This is a genomic window from Bradyrhizobium genosp. SA-4 str. CB756, assembly GCF_000473125.1.
Lineage (GTDB): Bacteria > Pseudomonadota > Alphaproteobacteria > Rhizobiales > Xanthobacteraceae > Bradyrhizobium > Bradyrhizobium arachidis.
In genome coordinates this window covers 2,000,771-2,016,264 of record NZ_KI421499.1, presented here as the reverse complement: position 1 = coordinate 2,016,264, position 15,494 = coordinate 2,000,771, and the positions used below count along the sequence as shown (strand labels likewise).

Sequence of the window (15,494 nt, the reverse complement as noted above, 5' to 3'; positions counted from 1 at the left end):
GAGTGCGGTGCCGTTGCCCACGGTTGTCCGATCGGAGCGCCCGGCGCGGTTCTGACCACGCGCCTGCTCTGTTCTGTGCAATGAAACGCGACGATGTCCAGGCGTAGCGTGGCGAGGATGTGCACCGGCGGCACAAGGGCGTCGCCTGATGCTCGAGACGATTCACTCGATCGGCAAAATCGAACGTAGGAGAATGGCTATGAAGGCGCTGGTATACCACGGACCCGGAAAGAAGGCGCTTGAGGATCGCCCAAAGCCGAAGATTGCCGCGCCAACGGACGCTATCGTCAAGATCGTCAGGACGACGATTTGCGGAACAGATTTGCATATCCTCAAAGGCGACGTGCCGACTTGTACACCAGGCCGTATCCTTGGCCACGAAGGCACCGGTGTCATCGAAGAAGTCGGCGCCGCCGTCACCGCCTTTCGGGCCGGTGACCGCGTGATCGTGTCTTGCATCTCGTCCTGCGCAAAATGCGACTACTGCCGCCGCGGAATGTACTCGCATTGTGTCAACGGGGGCTGGATCCTCGGCAACACGACCGATGGCACCCAGGCCGAGTATGTCCGCATTCCCTTTGCCGAAACCAGCCTATACCGCATCCCCGCCGGAGCGGATGAGGAAGCATTAGTAATGCTGAGCGATATCGTGCCCACCGGGTTCGAATGCGGCGTGCTCAACGGCAAGGTTCAACCCGGCGCGACCATCGCGATCGTCGGAGCCGGCCCGATCGGGCTTGCGGCGTTGCTGACGGCTCAATTCTACTCACCGTCGGAACTCATAGTGATCGACTTTGATGACAACCGGCTCGAAATGTCGTCCCGCTTCGGTGCGACGACAACAATAAACAATAGGGACGGTAAGGCAGTCGAGAAAATCATGAAGATGACCGACGGTCGTGGCGTCGATACCGCGATCGAAGCCGTCGGCGTCCCCTCAAGCTTTGACACTTGCGAGGACATCGTGGCACCTGGTGGTGTCATCGCTAACATCGGCGTCCATGGCGTCAAGGTCGATCTGCATCTGGAACGCCTCTGGGACCGTAACATCGCGATCACGACAAGGCTCGTCGATACCGTCACAACGCCGATGCTGCTCAAGACTGTACAATCACACAAGATCGATCCCAGGCGACTGATCACGCACCACTTCAAGCTCGACAAGATCATGGACGCCTATGCGACGTTCAGCGAGGCGGCCAAGACGAACGCTCTCAAGGTCATCATCTCAGTAGCCGAAGCTTGAAAGATAATCTAGGTCGACAGGCTTGACGGCGGTGCGAGATTGATGGCGCGCAAAAAGCCGAAGAGTTCGGTTCCCTGCGCGAACTGAATCGCCACCGAGGGCTGAAGGCCGTTTGTTGGCAAGGTTCTCGAATGGATGAAATGGACGAAGAGAGCGATCAGATAAACGGCTTCCCGCCCGTCACCGCAACAGTTGTTCCTGAAGTGTAGCTCGACAGCGCGTCCGCCAGCATGACAAAAGCCGTTGCAAGTTCGGCAGGCTGCCCTGCCCGCTTCATTGGGACCTGCTCGCCGAAATTCCTCACCGCTTGCTCAGGCATGGTCGATGGGATCAGCGGCGTCCAGATCGGTCCGGGCGCCACCGCGTTGACGCGGATACCCTTCTTGGCGAGCATCTGCGCAAGACCACCAGTGAAGTTTTGGATCGCCCCTTTGGTGGTAGCGTAGGCGAGAAGGATCGGGTTCGGCGCGTCCGCATTGATCGACGTAGTGTTGATAATTGCGCTGCCGGGCTTCATGTGGGGCACCGCCGCCTTGGTTAGATAGAACATCGAATGGATATTCACCTCAAAGGTCAATTGCCATTCCCTGTCACTGATCTCGCTGATGTCTTCGAATGTCGCCTGATGGGCTGCATTGTTGACAAGTATATCTATGCCACCAAGTTCGTCGACAGCGTGTTTGATGATGGAGCGGCAATGCTCGGGATCACTAATGTCGCCGGCGATCAAGATAGCCTTGCGCCCCTCGTTCTCGACCAACACCTTGACCTCCTGCGCATCGTCGTGCTCGATTAGATAGGCGATAAGGACGTCGGCACCTTCGCGCGCATAGGCGATTGCCACCGCACGTCCAATGCCGCTGTCGCCGCCCGTGATTACAGCCCGCATGCCTTTCAACTTACCTGTGCCCCTGTAGCTGTGCTCGCCATGATCCGGACGCGGGTCCATCTTGGCGGTCCAACCGGGTGCGGGCTGTTTCTGATTGGGGTAAGGCGGCTTCGGATAGTCAGGCAACATAAATATCTCCTCTTTCGCGTAACCGCCATCGATAGGGCGCAAGTCTCTTTTTGATCGGCGGGCGCGCCTCTGATTTTCAAGGCATCGAGAGCGCGTTGGCTTTTCAATGGCGCTTCCCACTCTCGCCTCTCGAAGTGTCATCCCTCGTCGATAAAATGTCCGGGTGCACTTGTCATAGTACGTACGCGCTGATGGGTTCTGATTTGGTCTCCGGTCCCGCTCTCGGCTGGGCCAAGAGCGCGGATTTCCGCGTTTCCAATTCAAGGGCTTGTTCGATGAGGTTGAGCTAATTTCACGACGCTCCTCTCGGCCACCGTGAATGTACCCGGCGTCGGCTAATCCTGTATACCGCCGAAGCTGAAAAACTGAGCTCGGCCACGTTCGGCTATTCCCGCGCCAATCTACTAAATACGCGCCAAATTGAACCTTGACGCTCGTCAACATCGCTAGTGTATCCTTCGGCTTTCGTGGGCAAAGGAAGTTGATCCCTATCACGTATTTCCTTCACCTCTGCCGTCGGCGTACCGGCACCGGATCCATCATCGCGTCATACCCATTCGGCTGTCGAATGTGCCTATCAGGGCTTGGGCGCCTCATCGACCCAGGATATTCCGAACTTGTCGAGGCCCTCGGCCAGGAAATCGCCCAACAGCGGCTCGCCGAGCAGATAACGCACGGTCTCCCAACGCGGGTTGCGGTATCCGTTCCGCCGTTCAGCCGCCTGGCTACGCAGATCCTCCCACTCGTCGATCGTCCCATCGCCCCGTCCGAGCCACATCAACGCGACGAGGTCGATCTGTTCGTCCTCGTTCAAGGCCCTGATGAAGCTCGCCATCTCGGCAGCGATAGCGTCGCAACCATCGTCCTGCAAAACGTCGACTTCAGCATCATCAGTAGGATTCGATCCGGACTCCTCATCGGCGGGTAGGTCCTTGACATCAAACTCATGCGCTTTTTCGATCAGAAAGCTGACCTTTTCGCGTGAAACGGCTAGCTCGGACATCGCTTGCTCCCTTAGTTGCGGGCGTTTCGATCAACGTGCCGGACCACGAGATGATCCATGGCGCCATACCGCGGAAATGCGCCGCTTGCCGGCCCGCCCGAGCGGCACGTTCCGCCAATCAGCTATTGCGATCGATTGACAGGTTCGTGGAGTTGAAGGCCTGAGGTCGGAGCTGTCTTCGTCTTGCAGCACTGTCGGGGGCCCTCGATCGCTCCCGAACTGATGATTCCGGATGCGGCTGAATCGGGCTATCGCTGCGGCATCCGTTCTGAACTGCGCTTGTGCAAAGAACCGTTTGAAACTATAGCGCCTGAGCATATGCTACTCCTGTTGGAGCGCGTCCGGGCTTCATCGCGAGCAGACGTCCGATTGGATGATCGCGGCATTTCTGCGCGCTCCAAAGCATGAGCATTCGTTTATTTCTTTGAATTGGTGGAAGATCAGCCCGCCCTCACCCCAGATGGCGCCGGCAGCATCAGTGGATCTCTGAGGACGACGATCTGACGCACGCCGTCCGCGTCGATAACCTCGAGGCTGGACAGCTCCAGACCTTCGCCTTCGATGTATATTTCTCTGGGTTTGTGGACCAGATGGTCATGTCCTTCCAGCACGAGCGAGATTAGGTCGTCCTTTGGATCATAGGAAATCCCAAAGAACGGTAGCCAATGCGCCTCGATCTGATCACCGAGCTCAAGCGACGCCACCTCGATCTCGGCACGTTTGCTGCCCAGCGCTTTTGAAATGAGATCGAAATAGACGCTCCATTGCGATTTTTCGAGCTTCTTTGCCATTGTTCGGAGTCTCCGAGTTAGATTCCGCCGGATTCCCGACGCCAGTAACCGACAGCCCGTTTCTACGCGCTGACAACGATCAATTTTCCACGAAATTTGCCCTGCCAACACAATGCTTGTTATCTATCGCGCGATAGCAAAGTTCGACGCCGTCTTCGACGAAAGACGCCTCAGATGGTGAAACTTCCGTTTTTGCGCAACTGGACGCTTGTGAGTGCGGCTCAAGATCTCAGTACCTCACTAATTTCTTTCGCATCAGCAACGACTGAAGTCAAAGTGCGATCAAACCCTCGATCGCTGACAAAAATGCAATGAATTAATGGCTGATTCATCCTCCCGCTCAGAGATTGAGGAGAGCGATCCCGAGATCGGGGCGCTTTTTCCGCCGCATATGCTTGACTGTTTCGTTGATCGTGACTTCCAGCGTCGGCCGCACTGAACCTGACAGAAAGTGACCACCGCGCACCGAGCCAACCCGCAGACCAAGCACTGCGTGAAGGTGGAGGCTGGCCTTGCCGCTATCGCTCTGCGCCACGTCGCCGATCAGGCTAAGGACTTCGCATTGCTCGTTGACAGCATTGCGCTTGTCGAGCGCGTTTGGGTCTAACGTCCGGCTGCGACTGCTCAGTTGATCGGCCCGAACGACGTCGTTCTCGCCATGGCGGTGAATTCGTATCTTTCGGACCGTTGTCATTGGTGACTCCTGCGATTTCACAGCGGGCGCAAGCGGCCCCGGCGAGACGAGGTCGCCCCCGCTTCGGCCACTATTGCACCACAACGGCCGACACACGGTGGCTAGGCTACGTTCCGCCTGACGTGGCGGCCTTCCTTGACCTCCTCGATGATCTTCGCGCTGAACGCTTCGAGGTCTCCGGGGTTGCGCGAGGTGATCACGCCCTGATCGACCACGACCTGGGAGTCCTCCCATTTCGCACCGGCATTGATGACGTCGGTCTTGATCGACTTGTAGGACGTCATCATCCGTCCCTTCGCGATCCCGGTCTCGATCAACAGCCACGGTGCGTGGCAGACCGCGGCGACGATCTTCTGGGCGTCGAAAATCTCCTTGATGAACTTGAGGGCTTTCGGTTCGACCCGGAGCAGGTCGGGATTGATCTGCCCGCCCGGTAGCACGAGGGCGTCGTAGTCCGACGATGAGACTTGATCCAGCGACTTGTCGACCTTCACCGGCCGACCCCAGTCCTTCATGTCCCACCCCTTGATCTCGCCGGTAGCCAACGAAATTACCTCGACGGTTGCACCCGCTTTCTTCAAACGGTCGCGAGGTACTTCAAGTTCGGATTGCTCGAAGCCATGGGTCGCCAAGATCGCGATCTTCTTGCCTTTCAGATCCATCAGGGAAACTCCTTCAGAAGAGCCTCCCTATCAATCGGCTTTGCGCCCTGTCGTTCCTGCGGCTTCAAACGTCAAATTTTCTATCTGATTGCGGTACGAAGCGATCGACTGTCCTGGCAGTGGCCAGATCATCACCCTTTCGATGGCCGAGATAGATGCTATCCCATTGTGCGTCGAGCACAAAACCAGCGGTCGCCCGAGTTTGGTTGCGCATGGACATCGTTCCAGTGGGTCCCCCGCGGCGGCTTATCGTCCACTCCCCTCAAGTACTCCAGCCAACCCGATTCTAAATTCCGAACGACAATGCTGATACTTGTCAATTGAGGGTAAAAATAATGCACCTGTGTATCCGTGCTTGAACATTGCCTGCGTCGCTTATGGAGAGGCAGGCCGGGCGAGACCTAGAACTCTTTGCAAGGCCATCACTGCGCACGTGCTCACGGCCTGGACGAATGTTCCGAATTGACGCCCATCAAGGCGGCCTAGGCGGTCGCGCCGCAAAATCTTAACAATCTTGGGGGTCGTGACCGACCACTCGGGCTCGACCCGCACTTGGAATGTCCGCATTCAATCCGGAAGGTGTGATCATGAGCTTGACCGGCCTAGAGGTGTTTGACGAAACGCTTCACAAGACGAACACGTGGCTCAAAGAAATTGGAGAGATGCTAGGTACCGATCGTCACGAGGCCTATCAGGCATTGCGAGCGGTGCTGCATTGCCTGCGCGACCGCTTGACAATCGATGAGGCGGCCCATCTCGGCGAGCAATTCCCGATGCTAATACGCGGTATCTACTACGAGGCATGGCGTCCTGCCGGGAAGCCGGAAAAGATTCGGTCGAGGGACGAATTCCTAGCCTTGATTGACACGCGCCTCCCGAACACGGCGCTCATCAACCGCGAAGACGCTGTGCGTGCCGTCTTCCAGACCCTTGAGAACCATGTCTCCGCAGGAGAAATTGGTCACGTAGTTCAGTCGCTACCGAAGGAGATCCGCGCACTTTGGCCACTGGCCTGGGCTGGCCCTGTCGCAAAGTAGGCAGCCGAGGCAGAAACTCGTTGCAACTGGCCGACACGATAGATTAGCGAATGGAGAAGCTGATGGCCCCACGTCCTTACTGGAAGGGCTATCTGCGTGTATCGCTAGTATCGTGTCCGATCCAGCTGTTTCCGGCGATCTCTGACCGCGAGAAGGTCCGATTTCATCTGATCAACAAGAAGACCGGGCACCGTATCAAATACTGCAAGCTTGATGCTGAGACCGGCAAGCAGGTAGACCCGCAAGACATCGTCATGGGCTACGAAGTCGGTGGGGGGCAATATGTCGCCCTCACCGAGGATGAGCTCAAGACGATCGGGATCGAAGGGACGCATACAATCGAGATCGACCAGTTCGTGCCACGAAACGAGATTGACGATCTCTATTTGAGCCGTCCCTACTACATGACCCCGGCGGGGGAAATCGGCCGGCAGGCGTACGGGGTCATCAGAGAAGCAATCAGGAAAGAGGGTATGGTGGCGCTCGGCAGAGTGGTGCTCACTACGCGCGAACATGTGATGGCGATTGAGCCGCGTGGCAAGGGCCTGGTGGGCGTGACGCTGCGATATCCCTATGAAATCCGGGACGAGAGGGATTATTTCGGTGATCTGCCAGAGGAGAGAGTACCGAGAGAAATGCTTGAGCTAGGGAGAAAAATACTCGCGATGAAGGCTGGTCACTTTCATCCCGAACAATTTGAGGATCACTACGAGCGAGCCCTACGAGCGTTAATCAAGAGGAAACAACGCGGCGGAAAGATCGACAAACCGAAGGAGCGGCCCTCGGCTGAGGTTATTGACCTGATGGAGGCATTGCGCCAGAGCGCGGCAGGTGACCGCAGCACGCCTTTAACACATCATCAGCGTGTCACTAGGAGATCCAAGCAAGTCGCGGCGAAACGATCGTCGATGCGGGCCAGGAAGGCAAGCTAATTGGCGTCGCAGCGATACCTGCGAGGGCACTTAGCATCGTCTCCGATGACCAATCCTGCAATCTATCGCTTCGGCGCATTTTTCCGCGTTCCGCTCGCCCGCGGAACCCGTGTCGGCGTCGACAAACCCGGCGATGATAGCCACGCATTCATGCGTTCAGCTGTATCAACCTGGCTGAGTTTCCTGACCAATAGATCCCTTTCGGAGCCAGCAGGCAGCTTCGCGACCTCTTGTTGCAGCCGCTCCTTTGCTACCGCTAGCTGGTCTTCAAAACGGTGTGGCTTTGATCGATGGCGCATGGCAGACTGTACCTTTACCGGGCACGACCGTCAGACGAGGGTCCGACGGTGCCCGCCAAAGACGGCCTAACGTTCCCTGTGATTTGCGCCTGCTTACGCAGGTCCGCCGCAAACTCACGAAGCTGCCGCGCCAGCCTGCCGTTGTAGATTCGCGCCTCATGATCCGTAGCCAGATCAGCAATCAAGGCCGATTCGGCCGCCTGGCTCTCTATTTCATCGATCCGTTTCTGAATGTCCTGCATGCGACGCCTCAATACGCTTTGGCCCAGCAATTGGTAATTACTAAAACCCGACGCAGTCGGAGATTCAGTAATTTTACGTAGCTGCCTGTCCGGTCGATCACCGAGAGGAATTAGAACTCTTCGATGATTATCTTTCCTCTGGTCGCGGCACGCCGCGCTACGAGCCAAACGCGGGAGGCGGAACGATCTTCCGGTTTACCTTGCCCTCTGCCAAAGCCGGCCGATGGTGGTTAAAAAACGATTGGTCGGTTTTGACAACCGTCAACGCCCATTGAAGTCTCCTCGACCAAATTGAACTCTCCTGGACTAAGCAGGAAATCCGGAGTGGGAAGATGCTGATATTCGGTGAACCTCGCCAACTTGATGATGGACTGCCACGCAAGACCGAGGATGACATCCAGCAGGAGTTGCTTGGACCTCGTGGTGTTCCCGGCAAGCCATCGCCGGCAAAGATGACGCCGCAACGCGCGAAGAAGACGCCGACATATCTGGATCCACCGCACACGGCCTAGCGTTGGCGATTTGCGCTCCATCACTCAATTCCGGAAATCTTGACGATGGTCTCCAGGCCTGCCGCCTTGCTCGAGCTCCGAGAACGCCGTACGTCGTTCAAACTGTGGCACCCGCACCGCACCCCCATGTCAGTAACGCGCAAACGCCTCTATGCCATTCGACGGAAGCCTCTCCAAGGGGGGCTTCCTTCGCCGTGGCTTGCTGCGGTTGCCGTTGTCCTCGTCTGTCTACCGGGGCAATACTCGGCGGCGCAATCGGTCGGCTTGGTTACGCTTGATGTCAACGAGGTCGCGAACGGCTATCCCGCCGAGACGCTGAAGATGAAGACAATCGTCAATGACAAGAACGAGACGATCGGGAAGATCAGCGATTTCATCTTCAGCAAGGATGGACGTATCTTTGCCGTGCTTTCCGTGGGCGACTTCATCGGCGCCGGACCCCGCCTGGTCGCCGTTCCCTTCAACAGTTTGAAGCTGGACGATTCGCGCGGCTTCATCGTGCTTCCGGGAGCAAATCGCGCGGCATTGGATAAGCTACCTGTTTACCTGAACAACGCGCAACCTCAGGCGTCCTCGTCCACGCGCTGATCGCGGTCGCGCACCAATCAGTAGACGAGGCCCGGCGCTCCACGAGCACGCAGCGAAGCATCCGCACACCGGGTCACGAGGTTGAACGGAAATTGAGTGTTGTCAATGCGAGGCCCCGTTCCATTCGTAGTCTTGCATAATCGGCGGTATCCTCCTGCTGATGCCCCTTCCCGAGGGTTCTCCTCCCCAGACTTGGACCGCCGACGAAATCCGAGCGGTCCTTCTTTTTCGGCGTACTAGCGACGTCTTGCGAGGTCATTATGATCAAGGACATCTTGGTTCGGTTGGATGGGACAGCAGGAGACTTCGCGCGGCTGGCCGCTGTCAGCCGGATCGCCGCAACTTTCGAAAGTCATGTCACCGGGCTGCTATTCAACCTCTTGCCGGCGGTTATATCAGATGTGGTCCAGGATGCAGGGTCCAGCGGACCGGCAAACCTGCTGCACGATGCAAGGAAGGCCGGCGACGCTGTCGAAGCCACGGTGCTGCAGCGGCTGGAGCGGTTGCAGCAACCAACCTTCCTTCGGCGGTTCGATGTCGAAGGCGAACGCGACGTCGCCGATACTGCTTCGCTGCTGGCACGTGCCGCCGATACCTTCGTGGCGCTTCGCCCGAACGGCCAACCAAACGAACCGCGGGGTCTGATCGAAGAACTCCTCTACGGCGCGGGACGTCATCTGTTTCTGGTTCCGGAGGACAAGAAAATCATGGCGTCCCTCGATCATGTCGTGGTTGCCTGGAACGGAAGCCGGGAATCTGCGCGCGCTCTGTCCGAATCCCTCCCCTATCTGCAGCGAGCGAGGAAAGTTTGGCTTCTCGTGGTGGAAAACGAACGTCCGGCCGAGACCGATGCGCTGAGGAGCAACGATGCCGCGCAGCATCTGCGGCATCACGGCATCAACGCTGTAAAGTATCGCGCGGTCGGAGAGGACGACGAAATTGCCGACATCGTAATCGAGGAATGCCGGCGGCTGGGCGCAGACCTGCTTGTGATGGGCAGCTATGGCCACTCGCGCCTGCACGAATTGTTGCCAGGCAGCACGACCTCACGACTCCTGCATCATTCACCGGTACCACTGGTCATCGCCCATTAGGACGATGCCAGATGGCTGCCGGTTGACGATCGTCAAGGTCACCTCTGGAGTTGCGTCATAGGCTGGACGGACATGCGCACGAGGATGGCATGGCCGTAGTCGATCCAGGAACTCTTATGTGGGCCGCTGCCTGCGAAATGATCGAGCGCGCCGAGCGCTTGCATCGTCAATTCTTCCAGCCGATCACCGCCATCGCTTCCTCAGCCCGTTGGGAGCCTCCAATTGACATCATTGCGACCGATTCCGAGGCTCGAATAACGGTCGCTCTTCCCGGTGTCGACCGCGACGACTTGAAAGTGACGATCGACGAGGATGGCGTTTCGGTTGTTGGCCTTCGCCGTCAGGGCACGATTCCGCGCGACGGCACCGCGGTCCGTCTCGAAATCCCTTACGGGAAGTTCGAGCGCCGGATTGCGTTTCCGACTACGGGCCTACGGTTCGGTCAATCGGAATACCGCAACGGATGTCTCGCGCTGACCTTCTTCAAGCAATCGATGGAAGGGCCGATTGATGGCTGACGCATTCGAACACGAATCCGGCACCACGACCGATCAAAGCCCGGCTGCCGTGCCCGAGGATGCAATCATCGTCTTGCCGGTTCGCAATACACTGCTGTTCCCCGGTATCGTGCTGCCTTTGACGATTGCCCGGCCGTCGTCCATCGCTGCCGCACAGGAAGCCGTCCGCAGCGGCAGCAAAATCGGTCTGCTGCTACAGAACGACCCCACCGTTGAGGAGCCGGGGCCAGAGGATCTGCGGCACGTCGGCACGGTGGCCGAAATCCTGCGCTATGTCACTTCCGAGGCGACCCACTATGCGATCTGCCGCGGCATAAACAGATTCCGCGTCAAGGAATTTCTTTCCGGTTTTCCCTACATCGTAGCGCGCATTGAGGAAGTCGGCATATCTGAGGTGATGACCCCCGAGGTCGAGGCCCGCATGAGTCTGCTCAAGATGCGCGCCCGCGAAGCGATCCAGTTGCTACCGAATCTGCCGCCGGAAATTTCGGCGGCGATTGAAGGCCTGGATTCGCCGTCCGTGCTTGCCGACTTTCTCGGCGGCATCATCGATATTCCCGTAGGCGAGAAGCAGGATCTGCTAGAAACCTTCGACGTAACCCAGCTTCTCGACAAGCTGCTGGGCCTGCTGGCGAAGCGAATCCAGATCCTGCAGCTTTCAAAGGCGATCAGCGAACAGACGCAACAGACCCTTTCGTCGCAGCAGCGCGAGCACATTCTTCGCGAACAGCTTCGCCAGATTCAGAAGGAGCTAGGCGACGACGACGCCAAGTCCATTGAACTGAAGGAACTCAGTGAGAAGATCGACAAGGCCGGAATGCCGAAGGAGGCCGAGGAGCAGGCCAGGCGGGAATTGAAAAGGCTCGAACGCATGCCGGAGGCCGCGGCAGACTATGGGTTGACGCGAAGCTACCTCGAATGGCTGACCGAGCTGCCTTGGTCGAAGCTGGATCCGGAGCAGATCGACGTCGTCGAAGCGCGGCGAATTCTCGATGACGATCACTATGGCCTTGAGAAGGTGAAGCGGCGAATTCTTGAACACCTTGCTGTGCGCAAGCTCAATCCGGAAGGCAAAAGCCCAATCCTCTGCTTTGTCGGCCCTCCCGGCGTCGGCAAGACCTCGCTCGGCCAAAGCATCGCCCGCGCCACGGGACGCAAGTTCGTGAGATTGAGCCTCGGCGGCGTCCATGACGAAAGCGAAATACGCGGACACCGCCGAACCTATCTCGGCGCGTTGCCGGGGAACGTCATCCAATCGATCCGGAAGGCAGGAACGCGCAACCCGGTACTGATGCTGGACGAAATGGACAAGCTGGGTGCGGGATTTCACGGCGATCCGGGGGCGGCGCTGCTCGAAGTGCTCGATCCCGAGCAGAATGCGGCGTTTCGCGACAACTACCTTGCGATTCCCTTTGATCTCTCCAAGGTGATGCTGATTGGCACCGCCAACGTTATCGACAATATCCCGGCCGCGGTGCGCGACCGGATGGAGATCATCGAGATGCCGGGTTACACTGAGGAGGAAAAGCTCGCGATCGCCAAACGCTATCTCCTCGCGCGTCAACAGAAGTCCGCTGGTCTAACCAGCGAGCAATGTGAAATCTCGGACGACGTCATTACAGCCGTCATCCGCAACTACACGCGCGAGGCCGGCGTGCGGAACTTGGAACGCCATGTCGGCGCCATTTGCCGGCACGCGGCTATGCGAATAGCCGAGGCGAGCGTCACACGCTTTATCGCCGCGCCGACGGACCTTCCTGCCATTCTGGGGCCGCCGCGTTTCGAGCAGGAGGTCGCGATGCGAACTAGCGTGCCCGGTGTCGCTACTGGCCTCGCCTGGACTCCCGCCGGCGGCGATATTCTCTTTGTCGAGGCGACCAGCATTCCTGGCCGGGGCAAACTGATCCTCACCGGTCAGCTGGGTGCGGTGATGAAGGAAAGCGCGCAGGCGGCACTCTCCCTCGTCAAGTCGCGCGCCATTGAATTTGGCATCGATACGATCGCGCTGCAGAAATCCGATGTCCACGTTCACGTCCCGGCAGGCGCCATTCCCAAAGATGGCCCAAGCGCGGGCGTGGCTATGTTTCTGGCACTGACTTCACTTCTGACCCGCCGCACGGTCCGGAGCGATACAGCGATGACCGGCGAGATTTCACTGCGCGGCCTGGTCCTCCCGATCGGTGGCGTGAAGGAGAAAGTGCTTGGCGCGCTGCAGGCAGGGATTACCACGATCATGCTCCCTGCCCGCAATCGAAGGGATATCGAGGAGGTCCCTGAAAATGCGCGCAACCGATTGCGTTTCATATGGCTTGAGCGGGTCGACGACGCGATTGATGCTGCGCTAAATCGCCCGCAAACGCGCGATCCCCGCTTCGAAGAAACGCCACAAGTAGCGCCCGCGGAACGGCAAGCGGCGCGTTCCCGATAGCCAGCATCTTCTGGAAGCACACACCAGCCACGCCACGTCTTTATGGGCCCTGCCGGTGATGGATCATCGTGTGACAGCGGGTACCTAGTCCCGCGAGCTTTTCGAAGAGACTACCGAGCCAAGTCACTGACGGGCGTCAATGCATCCCTTGAGCGCATGGAATACGACAATCAAAGTGCGGAGGCAGCGACACTTCAATTTGATCGGAAACCAAGTTGCACTTGGGAGAATGTCATGGCGAGCAGCACAGTTAATTCCGTTTTCGACGCCGAATCCACCTCGGCGAGCGAGAATTTGGCGCAGAATTGGTGGCTGTTCCTGCTGCGAGGCATTTTGGGTATCCTTTTCGGCGTTGTTGCGCTGATCTTTCCCGGCCCAACGATGCTCTCCCTGGTACTCCTGTTCTCGGCCTACACACTTGTCGATGGCGCGGCCGGCATCATCTCAGCCCTAAGGGCGATCCGGCGCAAGGAGGAGCGGTGGGGATGGCTGATCTTGGAAGGCGCTGTCAATATAGCCGTAGCCATCCTTGCCTTTCTGTGGCCCGGCATGACTGTTCTGGCCTTCGTGTTGCTTGTTGCCGCCTGGGCAATTGTCTCAGGCGCGCTGATGACGGCCGCTGCTTTCCGGCTGAGCGTCAGCCACGGCCGGTGGTGGCTCGTTCTGGGCGGATTGTTGTCCGTCGGCTATGGAGCGCTTCTGGTCGCCACGCCGCTCATCGGGGCGATCGTGCTGACATGGTGGATGGGCGCCTATGCCATCGCATTTGGCGTCGCACTCGTCATCCTATCCTTCAAGCTCAAGCTGCGGCTCAGACAGAACCAGCAGATCAGCCGAACGGCTGCCCGAACGGCCGCTTAACAGAATCAGGCAACGGCATTGATGGAAGAATAGTGGATCGCCTCAGCGCGGTCGCGCAACCCAGGCCCAGTCCTTGGACACGTCAACTTTTTTGATTGCTTATCCCCCAAGACAGTACCAAGCCTTACGACGCATAGTTACAATGTGACTGTGATCAATCATGAGGACCTACGGCAATCGATTGACGGTCGCACCAGATACAGGCGAGACGATCCTTTCCTGACGACGTGCCGATGCCCGCGGGACGAGCTGTCTATCTCGACGACCATGAGCTAGTCCGCCGCTGCATGGAGCGACTTTTGCGCTCGGCGAGGCTCGACCCCGTCACCTTCGAACATCCGGCCGCGTTCCTAGTTGCGAAACCGATCGAGGCGGGCCGCCTCTTGCTGGATATCCAGTTGCAAGGCATGACGAACTAGGGCTATTGCGACAGGCAGGCAGTCCGATTACAACGACTAGGTTGCGGACGCAGCACGGCGGATCACGAGTCTCAGTCCGCGCGAGCGGCAGGTGCTTGACGGCTTGATGGACGGTCACTCCAACAAAGCGCTCGTGTACAATCTTCGCCTCGGCGGCGGTCGAAGTTCACCGCGCGTATGATGGACCGGCTTGGCATGCGCTAGCTCGCGCAAGCCCTTCTTTTGAGAAATCACTTCGACGCTCAACAGGCTTAGGGGATAGAGCTAGGCCAATATGGTCTTCCAGCGCAGCGCGGTTCAGGATTTTGACTGTACGCTTGCCCGCCAGCCTAATGGCACCCCGCTGCTGCAGGTTGGTGAAGGAGCGGCATACCGTCTCGACCGAAACCGCAAGGTAGTCAGCGATATCGTAGCGCGAGACGGGCAGCACAACCTGTCCATCTTCGCCCGAGGAACGACCATCGAGGGAAAGGAGAAAGGAACCGACCTTCTCGAGTGCGGTGACGCCGCCAACAATCATCAACTGGGCCTGGGATCTGCCTAACGCCCGAAGGGCTACGTCGCGGAGCTCGCGCGCAAACTTCGGATCACGCTCGGCCAGCTGTTCGATCCCCTCGCCGGAATAGCTGGCAAGCGCCGTCTCGTCCACAATAGCTTCGATGGTGACCTCGTCCCCGTCGCCTCTCACAAAGAAGAAGTCTCGGGGCAGCATCAGATCAAGGATTTGCCGCCGTCCGTCGGTCCGGAGCGCGCACCTGCGAGCCGCCCCGGAGATGACGCAATACCAGTGGCCGGCGGAACTCACACTTCGTGGAATTTTCTGACCACGATTGCAAAGCACAATCTTGGCGGATGCATCTAGTTGCTTCAACGAATGGGCCTGCCCCGAAAGAATCCGCCGATAATAGTCTGCCGCATGCGCGCTTGTTTTCATGATTTGACCCCTGTTTCGAAGGTCGCCGGCACTATCTGGTTCCATAAGTATTCCAGGATGCCCACGTTCCAAAGGTTCGCGGGATTTGCGTATCGTAAAATTACGTAACGCCGGCGGCTCTGGGCCACGCAGCTCCGTCTGCAGCCATGGTGAAGATTTTGTACGCCACACAATTGACGGCAATCAACGAAGCAAGCGGCTCATTCCTCTTGAACG

The 15,494-nt window shown here is 58.2% G+C and carries 18 protein-coding genes; 11 read left to right on the top strand and 7 right to left on the bottom strand.

Translation table 11 applies throughout. The features are described 5' to 3' along the window. The first annotated feature begins 199 nt into the window (after window positions 1–199). A complete protein-coding gene (locus tag BRAGE_RS0110020; RefSeq protein WP_027563645.1) occupies window positions 200–1,246 on the top strand; it encodes a zinc-dependent alcohol dehydrogenase family protein in 1,047 nt (348 codons plus the stop codon). A gap of 157 nt (window positions 1,247–1,403) precedes the next feature. On the opposite strand, the gene BRAGE_RS0110010 is transcribed toward BRAGE_RS0110020, so the two are convergent. The 5 genes from BRAGE_RS0110010 to BRAGE_RS0109990 all read right to left on the bottom strand — a co-directional run bounded on the left by BRAGE_RS0110010 (window position 1,404) and on the right by BRAGE_RS0109990 (window position 5,414). Beyond that, window positions 1,404–2,261 (bottom strand): SDR family oxidoreductase, encoded by an 858-nt coding sequence (locus tag BRAGE_RS0110010; protein WP_027563644.1) that lies wholly within the window; start codon window positions 2,259–2,261, stop codon window positions 1,404–1,406. Window positions 2,262–2,841: 580 nt separating this feature from the next. Beyond that, window positions 2,842–3,267, bottom strand: a complete 426-nt coding sequence (locus tag BRAGE_RS0110005; RefSeq protein WP_027563643.1) for a DUF3775 domain-containing protein — start codon at window positions 3,265–3,267, stop codon at window positions 2,842–2,844. A gap of 440 nt (window positions 3,268–3,707) precedes the next feature. Continuing rightward, window positions 3,708–4,058: a DUF5335 domain-containing protein gene (locus tag BRAGE_RS0110000; protein ID WP_027563642.1), complete on the bottom strand. Its 351-nt coding sequence runs from the start codon at window positions 4,056–4,058 to the stop codon at window positions 3,708–3,710. A gap of 340 nt (window positions 4,059–4,398) precedes the next feature. Continuing rightward, window positions 4,399–4,752, bottom strand: a complete 354-nt coding sequence (locus BRAGE_RS0109995; protein WP_084334880.1) for a PCC domain-containing protein — start codon at window positions 4,750–4,752, stop codon at window positions 4,399–4,401. A 101-nt stretch (window positions 4,753–4,853) separates the two neighbouring features. Continuing rightward, window positions 4,854–5,414, bottom strand: a complete 561-nt coding sequence (locus tag BRAGE_RS0109990) for a type 1 glutamine amidotransferase domain-containing protein (RefSeq protein WP_027563640.1) — start codon at window positions 5,412–5,414, stop codon at window positions 4,854–4,856. A gap of 557 nt (window positions 5,415–5,971) precedes the next feature. On the opposite strand from BRAGE_RS0109990, the gene BRAGE_RS0109985 reads away from it, so the two are divergent. Continuing rightward, window positions 5,972–6,451, top strand: a complete 480-nt coding sequence (locus tag BRAGE_RS0109985) for a DUF2267 domain-containing protein (protein WP_199820257.1) — start codon at window positions 5,972–5,974, stop codon at window positions 6,449–6,451. A 50-nt stretch (window positions 6,452–6,501) separates the two neighbouring features. After that, on the top strand, window positions 6,502–7,383 hold the full coding sequence (locus BRAGE_RS0109980) for a Ku protein (protein ID WP_231164065.1): 882 nt from the start codon (window positions 6,502–6,504) through the stop codon (window positions 7,381–7,383). Between the two features lie 313 nt (window positions 7,384–7,696). On the opposite strand, the gene BRAGE_RS48235 is transcribed toward BRAGE_RS0109980, so the two are convergent. Then, window positions 7,697–7,924 carry a hypothetical protein gene (locus tag BRAGE_RS48235; RefSeq protein ID WP_035729551.1) on the bottom strand — a complete coding sequence of 76 codons (228 nt, stop codon included), beginning with the start codon at window positions 7,922–7,924 and terminating at the stop codon, window positions 7,697–7,699. 332 nt (window positions 7,925–8,256) lie between these two features. Here BRAGE_RS48235 and BRAGE_RS52615 point away from each other — a divergent pair, with 332 nt between their 5' ends. The 8 genes from BRAGE_RS52615 (at window position 8,257) to BRAGE_RS54395 (ending at window position 14,525) form a co-directional block, all read left to right on the top strand. Further along, window positions 8,257–8,436, top strand: a complete 180-nt coding sequence (locus BRAGE_RS52615) for a hypothetical protein (RefSeq protein WP_057836313.1) — start codon at window positions 8,257–8,259, stop codon at window positions 8,434–8,436. A 45-nt stretch (window positions 8,437–8,481) separates the two neighbouring features. Further along, window positions 8,482–9,024: a PRC-barrel domain-containing protein gene (locus BRAGE_RS48230; protein ID WP_084334876.1), complete on the top strand. Its 543-nt coding sequence runs from the start codon at window positions 8,482–8,484 to the stop codon at window positions 9,022–9,024. Window positions 9,025–9,284: 260 nt separating this feature from the next. After that, window positions 9,285–10,118 carry a universal stress protein gene (locus BRAGE_RS0109960; RefSeq protein ID WP_027563636.1) on the top strand — a complete coding sequence of 278 codons (834 nt, stop codon included), beginning with the start codon at window positions 9,285–9,287 and terminating at the stop codon, window positions 10,116–10,118. A gap of 89 nt (window positions 10,119–10,207) precedes the next feature. Further along, window positions 10,208–10,636 (top strand): Hsp20/alpha crystallin family protein, encoded by a 429-nt coding sequence (locus tag BRAGE_RS0109955; RefSeq protein WP_027563635.1) that lies wholly within the window; start codon window positions 10,208–10,210, stop codon window positions 10,634–10,636. Beyond that, the gene (lon, locus tag BRAGE_RS0109950; protein ID WP_027563634.1) at window positions 10,629–13,064 is read left to right on the top strand and encodes an endopeptidase La; all 2,436 of its coding nucleotides are present in this window, start codon (window positions 10,629–10,631) and stop codon (window positions 13,062–13,064) included. The genes BRAGE_RS0109955 and lon overlap by 8 nt, the downstream gene beginning before the upstream one ends. Before the next feature lie 234 nt (window positions 13,065–13,298). After that, entirely contained in the window at window positions 13,299–13,925 is a 627-nt protein-coding gene (locus BRAGE_RS48225; protein ID WP_051377772.1) for an HdeD family acid-resistance protein, read from the top strand. A 233-nt stretch (window positions 13,926–14,158) separates the two neighbouring features. Further along, entirely contained in the window at window positions 14,159–14,344 is a 186-nt protein-coding gene (locus BRAGE_RS0109940; RefSeq protein WP_027563633.1) for a hypothetical protein, read from the top strand. A 61-nt stretch (window positions 14,345–14,405) separates the two neighbouring features. Beyond that, window positions 14,406–14,525: a LuxR C-terminal-related transcriptional regulator gene (locus BRAGE_RS54395; RefSeq protein ID WP_108914665.1), complete on the top strand. Its 120-nt coding sequence runs from the start codon at window positions 14,406–14,408 to the stop codon at window positions 14,523–14,525. Here the strand turns inward: BRAGE_RS54395 and BRAGE_RS48220 are convergent. Then, entirely contained in the window at window positions 14,511–15,278 is a 768-nt protein-coding gene (locus BRAGE_RS48220; protein ID WP_159073967.1) for a helix-turn-helix domain-containing protein, read from the bottom strand. The genes BRAGE_RS54395 and BRAGE_RS48220 overlap by 15 nt on opposite strands. Window positions 15,279–15,494: the final 216 nt, after the last annotated feature.

Excerpts from the sequence above, each read along its gene's own strand:
- BRAGE_RS0110020 (WP_027563645.1), top strand. The coding sequence starts at position 200 with ATGAAGGCGCTGGTATACCACGGACCCGGAAAGAAGGCGCTTGAGGAT.
- BRAGE_RS0110005 (WP_027563643.1), bottom strand. The coding sequence starts at position 3,267 with ATGTCCGAGCTAGCCGTTTCACGCGAAAAGGTCAGCTTTCTGATCGAA.
- BRAGE_RS0110000 (WP_027563642.1), bottom strand. The coding sequence starts at position 4,058 with ATGGCAAAGAAGCTCGAAAAATCGCAATGGAGCGTCTATTTCGATCTC.
- BRAGE_RS0109995 (WP_084334880.1), bottom strand. The coding sequence starts at position 4,752 with ATGACAACGGTCCGAAAGATACGAATTCACCGCCATGGCGAGAACGAC.
- BRAGE_RS0109990 (WP_027563640.1), bottom strand. The coding sequence starts at position 5,414 with ATGGATCTGAAAGGCAAGAAGATCGCGATCTTGGCGACCCATGGCTTC.
- BRAGE_RS0109985 (WP_199820257.1), top strand. The coding sequence starts at position 5,972 with ATGTCCGCATTCAATCCGGAAGGTGTGATCATGAGCTTGACCGGCCTA.
- BRAGE_RS0109980 (WP_231164065.1), top strand. The coding sequence starts at position 6,502 with ATGGAGAAGCTGATGGCCCCACGTCCTTACTGGAAGGGCTATCTGCGT.
- BRAGE_RS48235 (WP_035729551.1), bottom strand. The coding sequence starts at position 7,924 with ATGCAGGACATTCAGAAACGGATCGATGAAATAGAGAGCCAGGCGGCC.
- BRAGE_RS52615 (WP_057836313.1), top strand. The coding sequence starts at position 8,257 with ATGCTGATATTCGGTGAACCTCGCCAACTTGATGATGGACTGCCACGC.
- BRAGE_RS48230 (WP_084334876.1), top strand. The coding sequence starts at position 8,482 with ATGGTCTCCAGGCCTGCCGCCTTGCTCGAGCTCCGAGAACGCCGTACG.
- BRAGE_RS0109960 (WP_027563636.1), top strand. The coding sequence starts at position 9,285 with ATGATCAAGGACATCTTGGTTCGGTTGGATGGGACAGCAGGAGACTTC.
- BRAGE_RS0109955 (WP_027563635.1), top strand. The coding sequence starts at position 10,208 with ATGGCCGTAGTCGATCCAGGAACTCTTATGTGGGCCGCTGCCTGCGAA.
- lon (WP_027563634.1), top strand. The coding sequence starts at position 10,629 with ATGGCTGACGCATTCGAACACGAATCCGGCACCACGACCGATCAAAGC.
- BRAGE_RS48225 (WP_051377772.1), top strand. The coding sequence starts at position 13,299 with ATGGCGAGCAGCACAGTTAATTCCGTTTTCGACGCCGAATCCACCTCG.
- BRAGE_RS0109940 (WP_027563633.1), top strand. The coding sequence starts at position 14,159 with ATGCCCGCGGGACGAGCTGTCTATCTCGACGACCATGAGCTAGTCCGC.
- BRAGE_RS48220 (WP_159073967.1), bottom strand. The coding sequence starts at position 15,278 with ATGAAAACAAGCGCGCATGCGGCAGACTATTATCGGCGGATTCTTTCG.